The 16,781-nt window shown below is 60.5% G+C and carries 15 protein-coding genes; 7 read left to right on the plus strand and 8 right to left on the minus strand.

From position 1 onward, the window contains the following. The first annotated feature begins 27 nt into the window (after positions 1-27). The 6 genes from queD (at position 28) to codA (ending at position 5,473) form a co-directional block, all read left to right on the plus strand. Positions 28-384: a 6-carboxytetrahydropterin synthase QueD gene (gene queD / locus BBG20_RS22205; RefSeq protein WP_003190259.1), complete on the plus strand. Its 357-nt coding sequence runs from the start codon at positions 28-30 to the stop codon at positions 382-384. Between the two features lie 91 nt (positions 385-475). Next, on the plus strand, positions 476-916 hold the full coding sequence (locus BBG20_RS22210; RefSeq protein WP_065907155.1) for a GNAT family N-acetyltransferase: 441 nt from the start codon (positions 476-478) through the stop codon (positions 914-916). 9 nt (positions 917-925) lie between these two features. Beyond that, positions 926-1,549 carry an NUDIX hydrolase gene (locus BBG20_RS22215; protein WP_065907157.1) on the plus strand — a complete coding sequence of 208 codons (624 nt, stop codon included), beginning with the start codon at positions 926-928 and terminating at the stop codon, positions 1,547-1,549. 190 nt (positions 1,550-1,739) lie between these two features. After that, positions 1,740-3,008, plus strand: a complete 1,269-nt coding sequence (gene codB / locus BBG20_RS22220) for a cytosine permease (protein ID WP_065907159.1) — start codon at positions 1,740-1,742, stop codon at positions 3,006-3,008. Then, positions 3,005-4,210, plus strand: a complete 1,206-nt coding sequence (locus BBG20_RS22225; RefSeq protein WP_065907163.1) for a PucR family transcriptional regulator — start codon at positions 3,005-3,007, stop codon at positions 4,208-4,210. Before codB ends, BBG20_RS22225 begins: the two co-directional genes overlap by 4 nt. Positions 4,211-4,237: 27 nt before the next feature. Beyond that, a complete protein-coding gene (codA, locus tag BBG20_RS22230; protein WP_065907166.1) occupies positions 4,238-5,473 on the plus strand; it encodes a cytosine deaminase in 1,236 nt (411 codons plus the stop codon). Between the two features lie 9 nt (positions 5,474-5,482). On the opposite strand, the gene BBG20_RS22235 is transcribed toward codA, so the two are convergent. From BBG20_RS22235 to BBG20_RS22255, 5 genes are all read right to left on the minus strand, one after another. Beyond that, the gene (locus tag BBG20_RS22235) at positions 5,483-7,633 is read right to left on the minus strand and encodes a lipase family protein (RefSeq protein WP_065907167.1); all 2,151 of its coding nucleotides are present in this window, start codon (positions 7,631-7,633) and stop codon (positions 5,483-5,485) included. 12 nt (positions 7,634-7,645) lie between these two features. Continuing rightward, complete coding sequence (locus BBG20_RS22240) at positions 7,646-8,428, minus strand: hypothetical protein (RefSeq protein ID WP_065907169.1); 783 nt, start codon at positions 8,426-8,428, stop codon at positions 7,646-7,648. Beyond that, positions 8,421-9,257, minus strand: a complete 837-nt coding sequence (locus tag BBG20_RS22245) for a DUF4123 domain-containing protein (RefSeq protein ID WP_065907170.1) — start codon at positions 9,255-9,257, stop codon at positions 8,421-8,423. Before BBG20_RS22245 ends, BBG20_RS22240 begins: the two co-directional genes overlap by 8 nt. Further along, positions 9,257-11,275, minus strand: a complete 2,019-nt coding sequence (tssI, locus tag BBG20_RS22250; RefSeq protein WP_065907171.1) for a type VI secretion system tip protein TssI/VgrG — start codon at positions 11,273-11,275, stop codon at positions 9,257-9,259. The genes BBG20_RS22245 and tssI overlap by 1 nt, the downstream gene beginning before the upstream one ends. Positions 11,276-11,576: 301 nt before the next feature. Then, positions 11,577-12,563: a hypothetical protein gene (locus BBG20_RS22255; RefSeq protein WP_065907176.1), complete on the minus strand. Its 987-nt coding sequence runs from the start codon at positions 12,561-12,563 to the stop codon at positions 11,577-11,579. A 348-nt stretch (positions 12,564-12,911) separates the two neighbouring features. Between BBG20_RS22255 and BBG20_RS22260 the strand changes: the two genes are divergently transcribed. Next, a complete protein-coding gene (locus tag BBG20_RS22260; protein WP_065907177.1) occupies positions 12,912-14,063 on the plus strand; it encodes an MFS transporter in 1,152 nt (383 codons plus the stop codon). A gap of 49 nt (positions 14,064-14,112) precedes the next feature. Here BBG20_RS22260 and BBG20_RS22265 read toward each other — a convergent pair whose 3' ends face one another. From BBG20_RS22265 to BBG20_RS32665, 3 genes are all read right to left on the minus strand, one after another. Beyond that, complete coding sequence (locus tag BBG20_RS22265; RefSeq protein WP_226939954.1) at positions 14,113-14,994, minus strand: hypothetical protein; 882 nt, start codon at positions 14,992-14,994, stop codon at positions 14,113-14,115. A gap of 203 nt (positions 14,995-15,197) precedes the next feature. After that, complete coding sequence (locus BBG20_RS33245) at positions 15,198-15,596, minus strand: type III secretion protein (RefSeq protein ID WP_226939955.1); 399 nt, start codon at positions 15,594-15,596, stop codon at positions 15,198-15,200. 59 nt (positions 15,597-15,655) lie between these two features. Then, entirely contained in the window at positions 15,656-16,645 is a 990-nt protein-coding gene (locus BBG20_RS32665; protein WP_107338962.1) for a type III secretion effector protein, read from the minus strand. Positions 16,646-16,781: the final 136 nt, after the last annotated feature.

Here is a 16,781-nt window from a genome sequence, read left to right on the forward strand (position 1 = left end):
CCAGATACTGACCGAGCTGAAAATACTGTGGAAATCTTCAAAGAGTTTACCTTCGAGTCCGCCCACCGCCTGCCCCACGTACCCGAAGGCCACAAATGCGGGCGCCTGCACGGGCATTCGTTCAAGGTGGCGATCCACCTGAGCGGCGACCTGGATCCGCATACCGGCTGGATTCGCGACTTCTCGGAGATCAAGGCGATTTTCAAGCCGCTCTACGAACGCCTCGACCACAACTACCTCAACGACATCCCCGGCCTGGAAAACCCGACCAGCGAAGTGTTGGCCAAGTGGATCTGGAATGAGCTCAAACCCCTGCTGCCGGAACTCAGTGCGATCCGCATCCATGAAACCTGCACCAGCGGCTGCATCTATCGCGGCGAGTAAGCCGGCGAGATGAAAAAACCACCCTGGCGGTGGTTTTTTTATGCCCTGCTCCCTTACAGTCGTGGCTCCAGCCGACCAGGAGCACGCCGCAATGCTGCGCCCCGCCACGCCCAATGATGTTGCCGCCATTGAAGCCATCGTCGAGGCCGCTTATTCACCGTACATCGAGCGTATCGGCCGCAAACCCGGGCCGATGCTTGAAGACTACGGCCGGCGAGTCGAGGGCGGCGGTGTGCATGTGCTGGACAACGACGGGCAGATCCAGGGTTTTATCATCCTGCAAGACACCGACAGCGCCCTGCTGCTGGATAACCTGGCGGTCGCCCCGCAGGCCCAGGGCCTTGGTCTTGGCCGCGTATTGATGGACTTCGCCGAACGCCAGGCCATCGACGCGGGTTACAGCGCCATACGCCTCTACACCAATGAAGCCATGACCGAGAACCTTGCGCTGTACACCCGCCGGGGTTACGTGGAAACCCACCGGGCCGAGGAACAGGGCCTGCGCCGGGTGTACATGGGCAAGCCCCTTTAGGAGACAGGCATGGAAAACACCTGGCTGGCCCAAGCCAAACGCCTGCAGGCGCTGGCCTCCACGGGCCTGCATTTTTGCACCGATGATTTCGAACGCGAGCGCCTGGAGGAAATCGCCGAGATTGCCCACAGCATGTTGGCGCAACTCGGTAACGTGCCGCTGGAGCGCATCACCGGCTTGGTCTCGGATTTTGCCCAGCGCTATTCCACGCCAATGATCGACGTGCGCGGCGCGGTCATTGAGGGCGACCGGATTCTGCTGGTGCGCGAACTGACCGATGGCTGCTGGGCGCTGCCGGGCGGTTATGCCGATATCGGCTTGTCGGCAGCGGAAAACATCATCAAGGAAATCCGCGAGGAAGCCGGCTTGAGCGTTACCGCGCGCGCACTGTACAGCGTCACCCACAAGGCCAAGGGTTTGTATCGGCCGGATGTGCGCGACTTCTACAAGCTGTATTTCCTGTGTGAGCGGGTGGACCAAGCGGCGCCAATGGCCGGGTTCGAGACCACCGACGTGGGCTTTTTCGCCCTGGATGATCTGCCGCCGCTGTCCCGGGGGCGCACCATCGAGAGTGATCTGGCGGCGGCATTTGCCTTTCATCGCGGCGAAACCACCCACACGCTGTTCGACTGATCCAATTTGTATCACGGCTGCACCGCTTTCGTGCCTGACTGGGCACTGCGAACACCCTTGCCCGCTTTTTCTGCCTGTTTGGCTATAAATACTGTGCATGCTGCACAGTGCAGACCGTGCGCCTGTCACTGGGAGTGATTTGGCACGCGCGGTGCAATACGCCTGCGTCACTCATTCAGGGAGTACCGACATGACGCAGCAAGAACCGGGCAACGACTACCCCTTAAGCGAAGTTCCCATGCATGCGCGCAAAGGCCTGGCGTCTACCGCCATGGTGCTGCTGGGCTTCACCTTTTTTACCGCGACCATGTTCGCCGGCGGCAAGCTGGGGGTCGCGTTCAGCTTCACCGATATGCTCGGCGTGGTGGCGCTGGGTAACCTGCTGCTGGGTATATACGCCGCAGGCCTGGGTTACATCGCGTTCAAGAGCGGGTTGAACTCCGTGTTGATGGGGCGCTTCTGCTTTGGCGAAGTGGGCAGCAAACTCAGCGACTTGATCCTCGGTTTCACTCAGATTGGCTGGTATGCCTGGGGCACCGCCACCGCCGCCGTGGTGCTTGGCAAGTATTTCGAACTGAGCCAGGGCAGTGTGCTGGCATTGATGGTGCTGTTCGGCCTGGTGTTTTGCGCCACCGCCTACGTGGGTTATCGCGGGTTGGAGATTCTTTCCTACATCGCGGTACCGGCCATGGGCATCCTGCTGTTTCTGTCGATGTGGGTGGCCACGGTAAAAGTCGGCGGGTTGGACGGACTGCTGGCGGTGGTGCCGACCGCTGAGCTGGACCTGTCCACCGCGATCACGCTGGTGTTCGGCACTTTTGTCAGCGGCGCGACGCAGGCGACCAATTGGACGCGGTTCTCGCGCTCGGCCCGGGTCGCGGTGCTGGCCAGCCTGATCGGTTTCTTCATCGGCAATGGCTTGATGGTGCTGATCGGTGCCTATGGCGCGATCGTCTACCAACAGCCCGACGTGGTGGAAGTGTTGCTGCTGCAAGGCTTCGCCATGGCCGCAATGGCCATGTTGTTGCTGAATATCTGGAGCACCCAGGACAACACCATCTACAACTTCGCCGTGGCCGGCTGCAATCTGTTGCGCACCAAACGCCGCAAGACCGTGACCCTGGCGGGAGCAGTGATCGGCACCCTGCTGGCGCTGCTGGGCATGTACGACATGCTGGTGCCCTACCTGATTCTGCTGGGCACCGTGATTCCACCGATCGGCGGGGTCATCATGGCGGACTTCTTCTACCGCTGGCGCGGCCACTACCCGCGCCTGGCGGATGCACGCCTGCCGGCTTTCAATTGGCCGGGGCTGGCCGCGTATGCGGTGGGCACCGTGCTGGCGTTCAATTCGCCGTGGGTCGCGCCGTTGGTGGGCATCGTGGCCGCATCGCTGACTTACATGCTGCTGACCTCCGTGCTGCGCGCTCGCGCACCGCTGGCTGATGCCCCGGCATGAGCCTGACGATTGCCGATGTACTGGCCTTGCCGGGTCTTGCGTCCATGCGTCTGCGCGCCGCAGAGGCAGGCCTGGACAACGTCGTACGCTGGCCGTATGTGGCGGAAAACAGCGGGATCGCCGAGTGGGTGCTGGGCGGTGAGCTGGTGTTCGTCACCGGTATCAATCACCCTCGGGATGAAGCCAACTTGCTGCAACTGCTGGATGAAGCCTGTCAGCGGCAGGTGGCCGGCTTGGTGATCCTGACGGGGCCGGCGTATATCCAGGCGATACCCCAGCGCTTACTCGACGCCGCCGAGGCCGCCGGTATGCCGCTGATCGAGCAGCCCTACTCGCTGAAGATGGTGCTGGTCACCCAGGCGATCGGTTCGGCGTTGATTCAATCCGAACAATTGGGCCGCTCGCGCCACGATGTACTCGAGCGTTTGCTGACCGGCGATTACCAATCCCTGGATCTATTGCTGCACCGCGCCGTGCAATTGGGCATGTCGCTGGCCGGGCACTGGCAGGTGGCCCAACTGCAGCTCGAAGGCAGCGAGTTGCTGTTTGCCCAGGACGACGCGGCGCAGGTGGAGGCCCAGTTGGCCCGGCAGCACGACGCCATCAGTCGACGCTTGCGCCAACTGTCGCCGGTGTTACCGGTACTCGGCCGCGCCGGACAATGGACGCTGCTGCTGCCGGCCGCGGATGCCGTCGCCGCCTTGGCCAATCGCCAGCAACTGGTCAATTGGCTGAACCCGCTGAACCTGCGCCTGGCGCCGCTGAAAGTGTTTATCGGCCTGAGCGCTGCCGCGCACCCACCTGCTCGCCTGGCCCAGGCTCACGATGAGGCGCGCCAGGCGTTGACGGCGGCACGCCGGTTCAGCGAACGCGCCGGGCTCTGCGTGTATGACGAACTGGGGGTGCTCAAGCTGCTCAGCGGTGTGCGTGATCGCGCGCTGCTCGACCAGTTCCTGAATGAACGCCTGGGCCCGCTGCTGCGCCACGACCTGCACCATGGCCCCAGCCTGATGCCGACCCTGGAGGCCTGGTTTCATGAGAATGGTAACCTTGTGGCCGCGGCCCAGCGCCTGGCCGTACACCGCAATACCCTGACACACCGCGTCCAGCGAATCGAAGCCCTGTGTGGCCTGACGCTGGAGAATGCCTACGACCGCCTGGACATCGGTATTGCCCTGATGATCTGGCGGCTGTCTGCCTGATTGTTGTTATCCAAGAGGAACTTGCCCATGCACATCATCAACGCCCGCCTGCGCAACCGTGAAGGCCTGCATGATCTGCACCTGGAACACGGCCGGATCGCCAGTATCACCGCACAAACCAGCGTGCCCGCAGTGGGCGTCGACGACCTCGACGCCGGCGGCAACCTGGTGATCCCGCCCTTTGTCGAACCGCACATTCACCTCGATGCCACCCTGACCGCTGGCGAGCCGCGCTGGAACATGAGCGGCACCCTGTTCGAGGGCATCGAATGCTGGGGTGAGCGCAAAGCCACCATCACCCAGGAAGACACCAAGACTCGCGCCAAAAAGACCATTCAGGCCCTGGCCGCCCACGGTATCCAGCACGTGCGCACGCACGTCGACGTCACCGACCCGGACCTCACCGCGCTCAAGGCCATGCTCGAAGTGCGCGAAGAAAGCACGCACCTGATCGACCTGCAGATCGTCGCCTTTCCCCAGGAAGGCATCGAGTCGTATTGCAATGGCCGCGAGCTGATGGAAGAAGCCATTCGCCTCGGCGCCGACGTGATCGGCGGCATCCCGCACTTTGAATACACCCGCGACCAGGGTGTGAGCTCGGTGAAGTTCCTGATGGACCTGGCCGAACGCACCGGTTGCCTGGTGGATGTGCACTGCGACGAAACCGACGACCCGCACTCGCGCTTTCTCGAGGTGCTGGCCGAAGAAGCCCGCAGCCGCGACATGGGCGCCCGCGTCACCGCCAGTCACACCACGGCCATGGGTTCCTACGACAACGCCTACTGCGCCAAACTTTTCCGCCTGCTGGGGCATTCGGGCATCAGCTTCGTCTCCTGCCCCACCGAGAGCATCCATCTGCAAGGCCGCTTCGACACCTTCCCGAAACGCCGTGGCGTGACCCGGGTCAACGAGCTGCTGGAAGCCGGCATGAATGTGTGTTTCGGCCAGGACTCCATCGTCGACCCGTGGTACCCGCTGGGCAACGGCAATATCCTGCGCGTGCTGGAAGCCGGGCTGCATATCTGCCATATGCTCGGCTACCGCAACCTGCAGAGCGCACTCGACCTGGTGACCGACAACAGCGCCAAGGCCATGGCCCTGGGTGACCGTTACGGCCTGGACGCGGGGCGCCCGGCCAACCTGTTGATCCTCTCGGCCAACAGCGACTACGAAGTCATTCGCAGCCAGGGCCTGCCGCTGTACTCGATTCGCAATGGCCAAGTGTTGATGAAACGTCAGCCGGCCCAGGTGGAGTTTATGTAAAGGCCCGGCTCAAACGATGGCGTCGATATCCAGCGGCTGCGCCCTGCCCCACTCAGTTTGCGTGGGAGCAGGGATGCTGGCGACTTGCGGCAGCGCGTGGTTTTCACGGTGGCTGAACCAACGCTTGAGGCTGGGTTGCAAGTGGGCGGCCTGGGCCTGACTGCCATAGACATCGCGCGCTTCCAGGCGTCGCCAGCGCAGGGTTTCGAGGCGCTCGCGGCTGGTGTGCAAACGGTCGATCTCGGCGTTCAACGGCTCGTGGTGCTCATAGGCACGGTCGTTCATCGGCTGGCGACGGGCGAGCTCGCGGCGTTTATCGCGCAGTTGCTGACGCATGGTCTCCAGCGCATGGTCGAGCCATTCGAACTCCCGCGCGGTCACCAGCGGGCTATTGCTGTCCACGGCTTGTTGCCAGCGGCGCAACGTCGCCCAAGCGGCAGGAATGTAGCTTGCGGTCATGAAGTGCTGACTGGCCTGGAACAGCTGTTTTAACAGGTTGTCACGATCAGGCATGTCGCCATGAAGCTGCAGCGCACGATTGCAGCCGGCTTCCTGGATCGACTCGCAACCCGGCTTCCACAACACGGAAGAGTGCGTGCCATCCGGCAGCACGATCGGCATGAAGTGTTGCTGCTCACCATGGTGCTGGTAGGGGTTACCGCCAAAACGCACCAGGCCAGCCGCGAACAGCAACCCGCCCGGTGTAGGCAGGCTGAATAGCGTGATGGCGCCGGGAACCCAGAGTTTTGCGGTGGTGTTCATCCACGGTGCCGGGACGCTGGGCACCGGGTCGTTGTGGTTGACGATACGGTGGTGGACGAGGGTCGAAGCGCCGTGGGTGAACTCGGCATCCGCGGCACGGGGGGCGCCGTAGGTGTAGAGAAGGATGTTGTAGGTACGATCGGGAGTACGGCGCAGCCCTTCTGCCAGCAGCAACGCTATTGCCCCTCCAAGGCTATGGCCGCAAATGATCACGCGTTGCCCGATGTGAAATTGGCCTAGGTAATGCAGCACGAAATCACGCATGGCCCGATAAGCCTGATAAAAACCTTCATGGGCCTTGCCGACACCATCGGCGAACGCAACCTGATGGGCGTTCGCATCCCGCAGCACGTCTGCATTGCTGACGGTGCCTCGCACGGAAATCAGGATCACCTCCTCGTGGTGAGTGATGAACGCCTGGGTGTCAGTGCCGAATTTTTCATCATCGAAAAAATGTAAGCGCGCGGGGTGCTCCTGCTCGTCCCCAAGCGCCGGACGATTTTGTGGGTACAACTCAGGATCAAAAGGCAGGATCTCGAATCGCCGGGAGTAAGGTACGTCCTCATAGAGCGGATAAAAGCGCTGCGGGTGGTCCGGGTCGATCCGCCAGGCTTCCTGGTAGCCCGCCAACTGCTCGGCGAATAGATTTCCGACACTGGGATCGAGTGGAAAATGGACCTCATCCACGGGATGATTCGGCGGCGCCTGACCGAAATCGCAGTAACTCAACGCCGCGAACAAGGCCAATTGATACAGGTTCAAGGCACAGAATTCGTCTTGCGTGGACAGGATCGGGCGCAGGGCTCGCAACGGGCGCACTTCGAGAACAGTGTGCCTGTCGGGGAACAGTACGACTCCCGCGAAGCTAGGCTGGGGTGGGCCGAAGCCCAGGTCGGCCATCATTTTCAGTGCGTGACGCTTGGGGCGGTGGGGCGTGGGTGTCACCGGGGGAAGATGCGCGATATGCCGAACCAGATCGCTGACTTCTACCTGATAAAACTGGTCTGCTTTTTCCCCGGCAGGGTGACGCTCGGTTGGGCGGCCATTCGTGTTTGAGAAGCGTGTTTGTTCAGCGCGGATCTGCAAGTCAGTGATGGGTAATGGGTAGGTTTTACGCTGCTGCAATGTCGAATAATAGCCAACTCGCGTTTCGGATGAAGCATCAAAAACCAACACGACGGGACCTTTACAAAGCCCCTCTAACTTAGCAAAACCCCCTTCGGTCAAACGCCCTTTGTAACATCCCCCGGCACTGTCAAAAACCTCATACCTGAGTCCTCCGTAGGGTTTTCCATCCCCTGACTCATCCACCAGACAGAAGCTCAGCCAGGCGCCACCCAGTGCGCAAACGGGCATTTTTTCATTGAAAAAAGAGTGCTTCGATCGTTCTATCACCATGACTGGATATCCTTATTCAGTACAAGTTGGATATAGCTCGCAAATTCGCCCATCGGGCATTTTTATGGGTTTGAAGTCGACGGTATTGCCGTTGCAGAAAGCGTACAGGTCCTCAAAATTGTCTCCCAGGCAGCGTTTCCATCCATTAGGAAAGCGAACCCAATTGTCGCCCATGTAAGGCAGTTCCTCGGCGGCCAGGCTTATCTTTACCCGTACCTTTTTCCCTGCCAGCTCACCTCGTACCAAACCACCGCCCGTGCGGGACTTATCCGGTGGATCGACTGCACTCAAAGGTTCGCATTTAAGAACCTTGATAATCGCGTGCTGTGGCCCTGCCGTTCGAAACAACCATTGGCATTGCCCGGACAGCTCCTGGACGCCCGATTCCGGCATCCCCGGCCTATCCATCTCCGAGAGATCGCGGATGGAAATGCCGCCAAAAGCCCCGCCGACATCCGTACTGCGCTTCCCCCACTTCGCATTGAAATCAAACGCCACATTGCGCAATACCAGTGGGCAACCGTCGACCGTTTCAGTAAGGGGAAGCTGGTAGCTCACACGACTGGCCACGGGCGTGAACTCGGTAAAGAACACCTTTCGCTCCGGCCTCTTGCCTCGACGCCGTGGCAAGGTGCAGAGCTCTCCCGTGGCAGGCCTATAGTTGGCGGCCGTTTTAAGTTCAAATTCCGCCGGCAAGTCCACCTCCAGCGTGAAACTGTCCACCGGCCTCGCCGTACACCCCCAAAGCCCCATCACACAGAGCGCCAGCCCTGCCCTGCAGATTTGCCTAAACATCCTGCTGCTCCATCAAACGCCACTGATTCACCATGCGGTCAAAGTGCTCGACGGGCGTTTCACCCACCCTTGGCGACCATTGGAAGACGCTGCTACGAATGGTTTCTGCCAAGCGCCTCACGACGAGAAATTCCAGCTGTTGCGGCCTGTCCCACTGCCATGCGCGTGCTTGCTCAAGCACTTGGCTCAACCAGTTTTTCGGGTCGTGGAATTCCACCAATGCCGCCAGGTCCTCACTGTGTTCAGCCAACAGGTAGCGCAGGATATTGGCGTGGAGGATGGCCCTGATGTTTGGATTTGGCGTGTTCAGCCAAGGGGCTGGATCGGGTACCGGGTAGTCACCGGGGGCTGGATTGTCGCGGCAGCGCCAGCCACCTTCGTGCCAGTAGCACAGGCTGACCAGTGGGCCGAGGAATGCCGGCCAGTCCTCCGCCGGCAAATGATCCAATGCGCGTGCCAGCGTGCGGTTGTCGTGAAAGCGATACAACGCCTGGGCGCCCTTCGGTCCGATCAACAGGCGCTCGCGCCAATGGGCTGTCACGCACACCAAGTCCTCGTCCGGCAAGCTGCCCAGCCAGCCCCAGTTCGTTTCAGGCGTTTGTAGAAGGTTGAGTAAGGCGGGCTCGTCCATGTGCTCCAGCAGCATGATCACCGGACCTGTCTGCGCCAATTGCGCCACGGTGGTCTCGGCGTAGACGCGGCGATACTGCAACAGGCTGCGCACTGACAGCAGGGGTTGATGCGTCGTGTGGTCGCCCTCGAGAATCAGACACAGCCGGCGTCCGGCCTGCTGCTGTTCGGCGATCCATTGGCCTGGCATGCTCGACATCAAGCGGCCCTCCCCGGAACATCACCCAGGCTTTCACGACAACATTCGCAGACGGGGCAGAAATCGGCCCCCAACTGGCGCGCCAGGGCCATGATCGCGCCCTGCTCCGCACTGGCTTTCGGCGCGTCCACGTGCTCTCCAGAAGCCGCCAACTGAATCGCGGACGGCGAGCCGCCAAGGGTGATCGGGCGACTGCTGAAAATACCGCCTGCCTGAATCACCAGGTGCTCCCCACCTGCCTGGAAGCTCAGCTGAGCGCCTGCTTGGATAACCAGACTGGCACCCGCCTTCAGTTGCAGCTGTTGCCCAGCTTCGATCACCACGGTCCGGCCAATGTGAGTGCGGCTATCGCCCTGCACCTCCAGGTGATCGCTCGCCTTGAGGACAACCTTGCGATCACCGGTAACGTGACGATGCTCCTCGTTTTCCAGGTGAGTGGTGCTTAAGCCCCGGATGATTTCATGTCGCTCCCCCACCACCTCCAGACGGCTGTCATGGCCAACCTGCTGCTCCAGGTCGCGCTGGGCGCGCAGGTAGATGAGTTCTTCGCCACGCCGGTCTTCGAGGTACAGCTCGTTGGAGCCTGAGTCGCCGACGACGCTGCGGCTGCGCAGCACACTGCGGGTCTTGTGCTGCGGCAACGGATAGGCCGGCCTGTTCGCCGCATTCGGCAGGCAACCGCTGATCAAGGGCTGGTCCGGGTCACCTTCAAGAAACGTCACCAGCACTTCCATGCCGACTCGCGGGATCATCATGGCGCCAAATCCGTCACCGGCCCAACTGGACGCTACCCGGACCCAGCAACTGCTCTTGTCATCGTCCTTGTCCAGCCGGTCCCAATGAAAGCGTACTTTCACCCGGCCATACATGTCGCAATGGACCTCTTCACCGGCAGGCCCGGTGACAGTTGCCGTCTGGCTGCCGTTAAGGAGCGGTTTGGAATGGTTGAGGGGCGGCCGGTGCACCGCTCGCCAAGGTGTCGCGGTGAAGCGATTGCGGTAGCCCGTAAATTGCTCAGCCTCTGAGGTCGCCTCCTCCAGAACCTGCGGTTGACGCCCCTCGTGGCGTACCGACGTGATCAGCCACAGATCATTGCACGCGGGGTCGGGATGATCGCGCAGCTCGAGGAAATGCCCACTGCGCAACGCCGGTTGATCACTCTTGCCGAGCACCCGATGGCGGTCGCGTTGATGACGCTCCAACGCCCGACGCGCCAATCGTCGGCCGTGGGCATACCCGGTAAACCCCGCCGGGTAGCGATAGTCCTCGAGGGGATGCGCCGAGGCTGGTCCCGCGTACTCCTGCAGGCGCAGTGCAGGGTGTTCGAAGTCGCGATCGCGGCGCACGGTTTTCTGGCTGCGTGTGGCCAGGCGCCTATCGAAACGCTGGATAACCTGCGCCTCGGCCTGTGGCCCGCCGGCCGCGCTGTAGCGCTGCGCGGGCAAGCGGCGAAATACCGTCTGGTCATCGCCGAATACCAGGAGGTGAGCGTCGGCGCTGTGGCGAAAATGATAGTGAATGCCCTCCTCCTCACACAGTCGCTGGATGAAGTGCAGGTCGCTTTCCGCGTATTGCACACAGAACGTGCGTGGCGGATACACCACGGGGCCCAGCTCGAACACGTATGCGTCCGCCAGGATGCCGTGGTGTTCGAGAACGGCTGCAATGATCTGCGGCACGCTGCGGTGCTGGAAAATTCGCTGGTCGAACCGATGGGCGAGATTGGCCAGGCGCGGTGCGAGGGTCAGGTGATAGCGGGTGAGCCGTCGACCCGGATCATCCCGGCCAATGGCATAGACCTGCCCGTGCAAGCCTGCGCTCTCCTGTGCGAAATCCAGATAGGCAGGCTGCTGAAGCAGCCCCTCCAGGTCGACCGAAGGATTCTCACTGATCAACTCCACATGGATGAAAAACGGCTGATCCAGGACTTCAGTGCCTTTAAACGCCAGCACCTGGAAGTCGGTATTCATACCTGAAAGAATCAATTTGAAACGTGATTCGACAAACGCCTCGACCATCCGCTGTTACCCGCCATCCACTCATGCGCTGAAAGACTTTCTCTCTTCAAAAGGCCGAATGATCGCCGAGAAAAAGTGCCTGAACGCCTTGAAGCTTAGCGATTTCGGGGGAAAGACAGGCCATGCAAAAACAAAAAAGAAGTTTCGCACAATGAATCTGGAAGTATCTTTTACAAGATAAAAACATGAGCCAAATAGCCACTTCTTAATATCAAGAAATGCCCTACAACAACTTAACCCGCATAACTAAACAATAGAGAAACGCCCGACACCTCATGCCTATGTCGGGCGTTTGAAAAACTTACGTCTGCACGCGGGCCGTCCCGAAGAGGCTAACGCTCAGCAACGTTTCAGCCTTAGCCTGCAAACGCACTGGCGCGGTGCCACCCGGCATCACCACCGTGACATCACCACTCCTGACCCACCCCGCACGCCACGCCGCACATGCGACCGCGCTCGCGCTGGTCCCGGAGGACGCGGTAGGTCCTTCGCCCCGCTCGAATACCCGTGCGACAAGCCGATTGGCGGATTCGCGTACAACCCATTGCAAGTTGACCCCGGCCGCACACGGCTGCCCGCCTCCCGCAGGGGGCGCGAAGGCAATCGCCTTCAGCGCCTGGAACAACCCTGGCTGTTGCATCTGCAGATTGTCCGGCAAGCCCGACGCCTGCTCGACCAGGGTCACACAATGGGGATTGCCCACCCGCACAAACTGACTGCGTGCCCACTGCGCATTGAGTGCCGACAACTCGCTCACGTGGCTCATTTCAGCGCCATTTAACAAGGTCGATTCAACCCCCTGCGCGCCCACGGCCGATGGCCCGAACTCGGGCAGCCCTAACGCCAGCCAGAACCCGGCCTTCTGCTCATGGACTGCAGGTTCGATCCGGGTCGCGGTGGGCGTCGGCACATCCGATTTATCGTGATGCACGCGCAACTCACAGGCTTGCGTCATCAAGCCCTGATCCGTGAGCGCCTGGGCAAAGATCGTCAAGCCGTTGCCACTGCGCTCGGCCAGCGAGCCATCGGTGTTGACGATCAACAGATCAAATGGCGGGTCAGCCTGAAACGGCCCGACCAGCAGCCCATCGCAACGGTGGGCCTTGGCGTGCGCAGGTTTGGGACTCGCCCCCCAGCCACACTCGGATGCGATAGCGGCCGCCGTCCACCCCTTGCGCGCAGCCGCTGCCTGGGCCGCACTGTCGGGTACATCCATGCCTCGAGTGCGCAAAAAGGCCGGGCTGACGACTGCATAAATGTTGCCGCGTGCGTCGTAGAACAGCGTCATAGCGCTGCGTGCCTGAGAATGTTCATCGGTTTATCCGTCTGGTTGCCTGCTTACACACTCGGCAGCGTATTACAGAACCTGACGTTTGTGGGAGACGGCCTGGAAGGTGGTAATCCACCGCAAGAGGCCCGGGGTTCACCAGTTCCCGCAGGGATTACACACCTTCAAGACCGTCTCCTACGCACTCGATAATCCCTGTGTGGTCGCCCACCTTGATTGCGTTCCGCGACTGTAAAAATAAAATTCACAACCGCCCATCCCAAGGGAACCCGGCTCGCTCCTCAAGGCCTGATGTGCAACGATGTCACGCCGGACATCGTTCGTTGAACGCAAAACCAAGGATTTTTCATGACTGCCATCCCAACCTCAGCGCCCGTGGTTCCCGGGCGACTGGAGCAAATGTCGACCCGTATCGCCTTCTTCATCGCCGGTTTCGGTATCGCCGCCTGGGCCCCTCTGGTGCCGTATGCCAAGGCGCGCGCGCAACTGAGCGAAGGCACGCTGGGGCTGTTGCTGTTGTGCCTGGGGGTGGGCTCGATCATCGCCATGCCGGCAGCGGGCGCATTGGCGTCGCGCTTTGGCTGTCGGCGGGTGCTGACGGCCGGTACGATCATGATCTGCCTGGCCTTGCCGATGCTGGCCACGGTCACTTCGATTCCGTTGCTGATGGCTGGCTTGTTCCTGTTCGGTGCCGGCCTGGGCACGGTAGATTCCACGGTCAACCTGCAGGCGGTGATTGTCGAGCGAGCCAGCGGAAAAACCATGATGTCGGGGTTTCACGGGTTGTTCAGCCTGGGAGGGATCGTCGGTGCGGCCGGTGTCGCCGGGTTGCTCGGGCTCGGCCTGTCACCCTTGCAGGCGACCTGGGTGGTGATCGCGGTGATGGTGGTGGCCCTGCTCAAGGCCGGCCCACACCTGTTGCCCTATGGCAGTGAAAGCTCAGGGCCGGCCTTTGCGGTTCCCCATGGCGTGGTGCTGTTTATCGGCTGCCTGTGTTTTATCGTGTTTCTGGCCGAGGGCGCGGTGCTCGACTGGAGCGCGGTGTTCCTCAGCGCCGAGCGCGACCTGGATGAAGCCTACGCCGGCCTGGGCTACGCGGCTTTCGCCTTGACGATGACGGCCGGGCGCTTGACCGGTGACGCCATCGTGCGGCGCCTGGGCGCGACCTGGGTGATCGTCGCCGGTGGCGCGCTGGCGGCGGCCGGTATCTTTATCGCCACGCTGTCCCCCGCCTGGGAAATGGCGTTGCTGGGCTACGCCCTTGTCGGCGCCGGGTGTTCAAATATCGTTCCGGTGCTCTACACCGCCGTCGGCAAGCAGAACGTCATGCCGGAGCACATTGCCGTACCGGCCATTACCACCCTGGGGTATGCCGGTATTCTGACCGGGCCTGCCGTGATCGGGTTCATTGCGCATGGCAGCAGCCTGGCAACGGCGTTCCTGTTGATCGGAGGATTGCTGGTCGTGGTGGCGGTCAGCGGCAAAATACTGCGGGTATGAAGGAAGAAAACATGAGCTTCCCGAGTCTGTCAGGAAGCCCATACATGATTCATTTACCCTTTTCTTTCTTATCGTTCTTCAACCAGCGTTCAATGCTGTAATTCTTCAACCAGTCATCGGCGTTATGGCTGCCGAAGATGTCGGTTCCGTTAGCCTTGGTGCTGTCCAGCGAGGCCAACAGTCCTCGGTCGACCAGGTTTGTGGCCACAGCTACTTGGTGCGCGCTGTATTTCTTCTTGGGCCGCAAGGTCGTTGGATCCCACACGACCTGACCATTCTTATCTGTTTCGTCAGGATTCTTGCTCATCTCGATAATTTTATCTTTATGCACATACCGGTGCTTCTCGAAAAAGAAGGTGCGGTCTTGCGACTTATCCCGCAGCTCATCAAACATGGCCAGGAATGCCTCTACAACCTGCGCGTTGGTTTTCGCATGCAAGGGGTTGAGGCTCTGGGTGTTGGGGTTGGTATTGCCAATAATCAAGCTGGCGGCTTTTGCGAGGCTGTCCAGAGTGATCTCACCGCCCTTGCCAACAATGGCCTCCTCCAGTCGCGGGCGATTGAGTATCTCCCGGATCGCCATGATTGTCCGTACGTAGACCTTACTTTTGCCGGGTTCTTCATTAGCTATGTCCGTCAATGAACTCAGGGTCAGGCGACCATCTTTTTTGAAATCTCCCAACATCGAATAAACGTTACTCAACTTGGTCGCCAACAGGTGATCGTCCGAGCCGATATACGGGTTCCCCACGTTCGACATGCCCCCGTAGAAGTTTTGGCCGTCGAAAAACCGCTCGGCACCGTTCGCGAACCTACTATCGTAAGATTTGCCCAGCGCCGGCGCGTTTACGTCAGTTTGGGCATAGCCATTCCCCGTCGGTATATTCATCCCGGGGAAGAAACCCCTTGGATTATTGGTAGTCAAGTCCATAAATGAGCTCCAGCATAATTAGATTCCACGGATCGGCTTCTGGTTGTTCGATCGGTGAAAACACCGCGAAATCAACAGCCAGCGATTAAGTGGTCGTCGCAAAACAGTGGTTCCGGAAAAAGACCAAATCGACCCGAGTAAAACGTGATTGTTTGTAACGATCGGGAAGGAGCCGTCGAAGGGGCGTCAGTCAACCCGGCAGATCAACTGGTTTTCTGCTTGCGCCACCAAGCGGCCAGGCTATTGAGCAGGCCGGTGTTTTTCAGCGAGGAGGCATCAGCATGGGCGCGCTTTTCCTCGACCTGCATGCCCCTGGAAAAATCATCCGCGACGGGTGCCTGGAATTTGCGCTGGTCGACAAAAGCCTTCATCCGCTGGGTTTCGACCGCGTGTGCATTCGATGCAATGATGGGATCCCGCGCTGCGGCATCCGTTTCTGCCCCCGTCAGCGCCTCTGCAGGCGGGGTACGAAAAAGCTCTTGGCAGCCGGGCTGGGGAGAACGAAACGAGGTTGATGTCATTGGCGAGCCCTCACTGTGAATCTGAAAGCGACCGGCCTGATGGAAACCGGTAGGTACAGCCTGTGTGGCAAATTGGCGCAAACAGTTCCTGAAACAATTGAGCCAGGCACCGCATCCGGCGTGCGGCGCCTGGACATGGGTCAGCGGGATAGATAACGCAGCATGGCCTGGGTGATACGGTTACCGGAGCTCGCCAGGTTGAGCGCATTGGTACGCTTGAACATTTCCTGGGCCAGTTGGATGAGGTGATCCTTGGGGGAATCGCCGGTAAGGCTTTGGCCAGCCAGTTTTCGCAGATCGCTGACGGTCAGGTCTCGCCCGAATCGGCCTTTGAGCTGGTTGTAGTGTTCGAGCATTTCACCGAACAGTTCTTTGTCAGTCTTGAATTGGAAGTAGTTGGTTCCATTGATGACAGCGTTGAGACTGGTCCGGTCGATCAGCCCATCGAGTGCACCGGTGGAACCATGACGATCAAGCGCACTCATCAGCCCCGGGTCCCGTAGCAATGCTTTTGCCAGGCGAATGTTCTCGTTGACGGCCGGGTTAGGCGACCAGCCCTTATTGGCCATCGCTCGAATACTGTCAACGCTGACATACCCAGGGTTCCTGGGGTCCCTGAAGGCGCTGTATTTGGCACTCAACTGTGCAGCCAACTCATTACGACTCATTAACGAGTAATCCAGGCCTGGCCCGCCGGGTACGGTGGGGAAAGGCCTGGGTGGCGGATTACTGATGACCGGCATCGGGCGTGGCGGTGGATTGCTCCAACCAGGATGCGGCCTCGGTGGTGGGTTACCCCAGCCTGGATGCAGGGGTGGACGATGCCCGCCAAACCATTGGCCCATCCAATGCTTGATCTGGCCCAAGGCGCTCGACGTCGCCACTGCGCCGCCATGGCGACTCGAGTCAGCCGCAGACGTCGTTGTAGCCGTGGCCGACTGAGGCGCGCCGAATACCGGTCCGGCGTGGCTTTCTCGAGACTGGAAGCTGACGCTTGCAGCGCTTTGCCCCATGAAGGTTGGCGCGGCAGGCGCCGGGCCACGGGCTTTGGCGTGGGGGCTGGATTTGGCCTGCGAAAGTTCAGGGCCTGATGAAGCAGGTGTGGGTTTATCGAGCATCGATACCGACATAGGTTTCTCCGTTACGGTGGGCGCGATTTTCAGCCTGTCGCTCCAACCACAATGTCGAAGCCCATCAGCTAGCCCATGTGTGGCGCTATGTCGGAATTGGTTCCTGATCAACCGGCAACATGTGCTGTGCAGGTGT

The sequence above is a fragment of the Pseudomonas aylmerensis genome, from assembly GCF_001702265.1.
GTDB lineage: Bacteria > Pseudomonadota > Gammaproteobacteria > Pseudomonadales > Pseudomonadaceae > Aquipseudomonas > Aquipseudomonas aylmerensis.

Coding starts and splice junctions, on each gene's coding strand:
- BBG20_RS22210 (WP_065907155.1), top strand. CDS start 476: ATGCTGCGCCCCGCCACGCCCAATGATGTTGCCGCCATTGAAGCCATC.
- BBG20_RS22215 (WP_065907157.1), top strand. CDS start 926: ATGGAAAACACCTGGCTGGCCCAAGCCAAACGCCTGCAGGCGCTGGCC.
- codB (WP_065907159.1), top strand. CDS start 1,740: ATGACGCAGCAAGAACCGGGCAACGACTACCCCTTAAGCGAAGTTCCC.
- BBG20_RS22225 (WP_065907163.1), top strand. CDS start 3,005: ATGAGCCTGACGATTGCCGATGTACTGGCCTTGCCGGGTCTTGCGTCC.
- codA (WP_065907166.1), top strand. CDS start 4,238: ATGCACATCATCAACGCCCGCCTGCGCAACCGTGAAGGCCTGCATGAT.
- BBG20_RS22235 (WP_065907167.1), bottom strand. CDS start 7,633: ATGGTGATAGAACGATCGAAGCACTCTTTTTTCAATGAAAAAATGCCC.
- BBG20_RS22240 (WP_065907169.1), bottom strand. CDS start 8,428: ATGTTTAGGCAAATCTGCAGGGCAGGGCTGGCGCTCTGTGTGATGGGG.
- BBG20_RS22245 (WP_065907170.1), bottom strand. CDS start 9,257: ATGTCGAGCATGCCAGGCCAATGGATCGCCGAACAGCAGCAGGCCGGA.
- tssI (WP_065907171.1), bottom strand. CDS start 11,275: ATGGTCGAGGCGTTTGTCGAATCACGTTTCAAATTGATTCTTTCAGGT.
- BBG20_RS22255 (WP_065907176.1), bottom strand. CDS start 12,563: ATGACGCTGTTCTACGACGCACGCGGCAACATTTATGCAGTCGTCAGC.
- BBG20_RS22260 (WP_065907177.1), top strand. CDS start 12,912: ATGACTGCCATCCCAACCTCAGCGCCCGTGGTTCCCGGGCGACTGGAG.
- BBG20_RS22265 (WP_226939954.1), bottom strand. CDS start 14,994: ATGGACTTGACTACCAATAATCCAAGGGGTTTCTTCCCCGGGATGAAT.
- BBG20_RS32665 (WP_107338962.1), bottom strand. CDS start 16,645: ATGTCGGTATCGATGCTCGATAAACCCACACCTGCTTCATCAGGCCCT.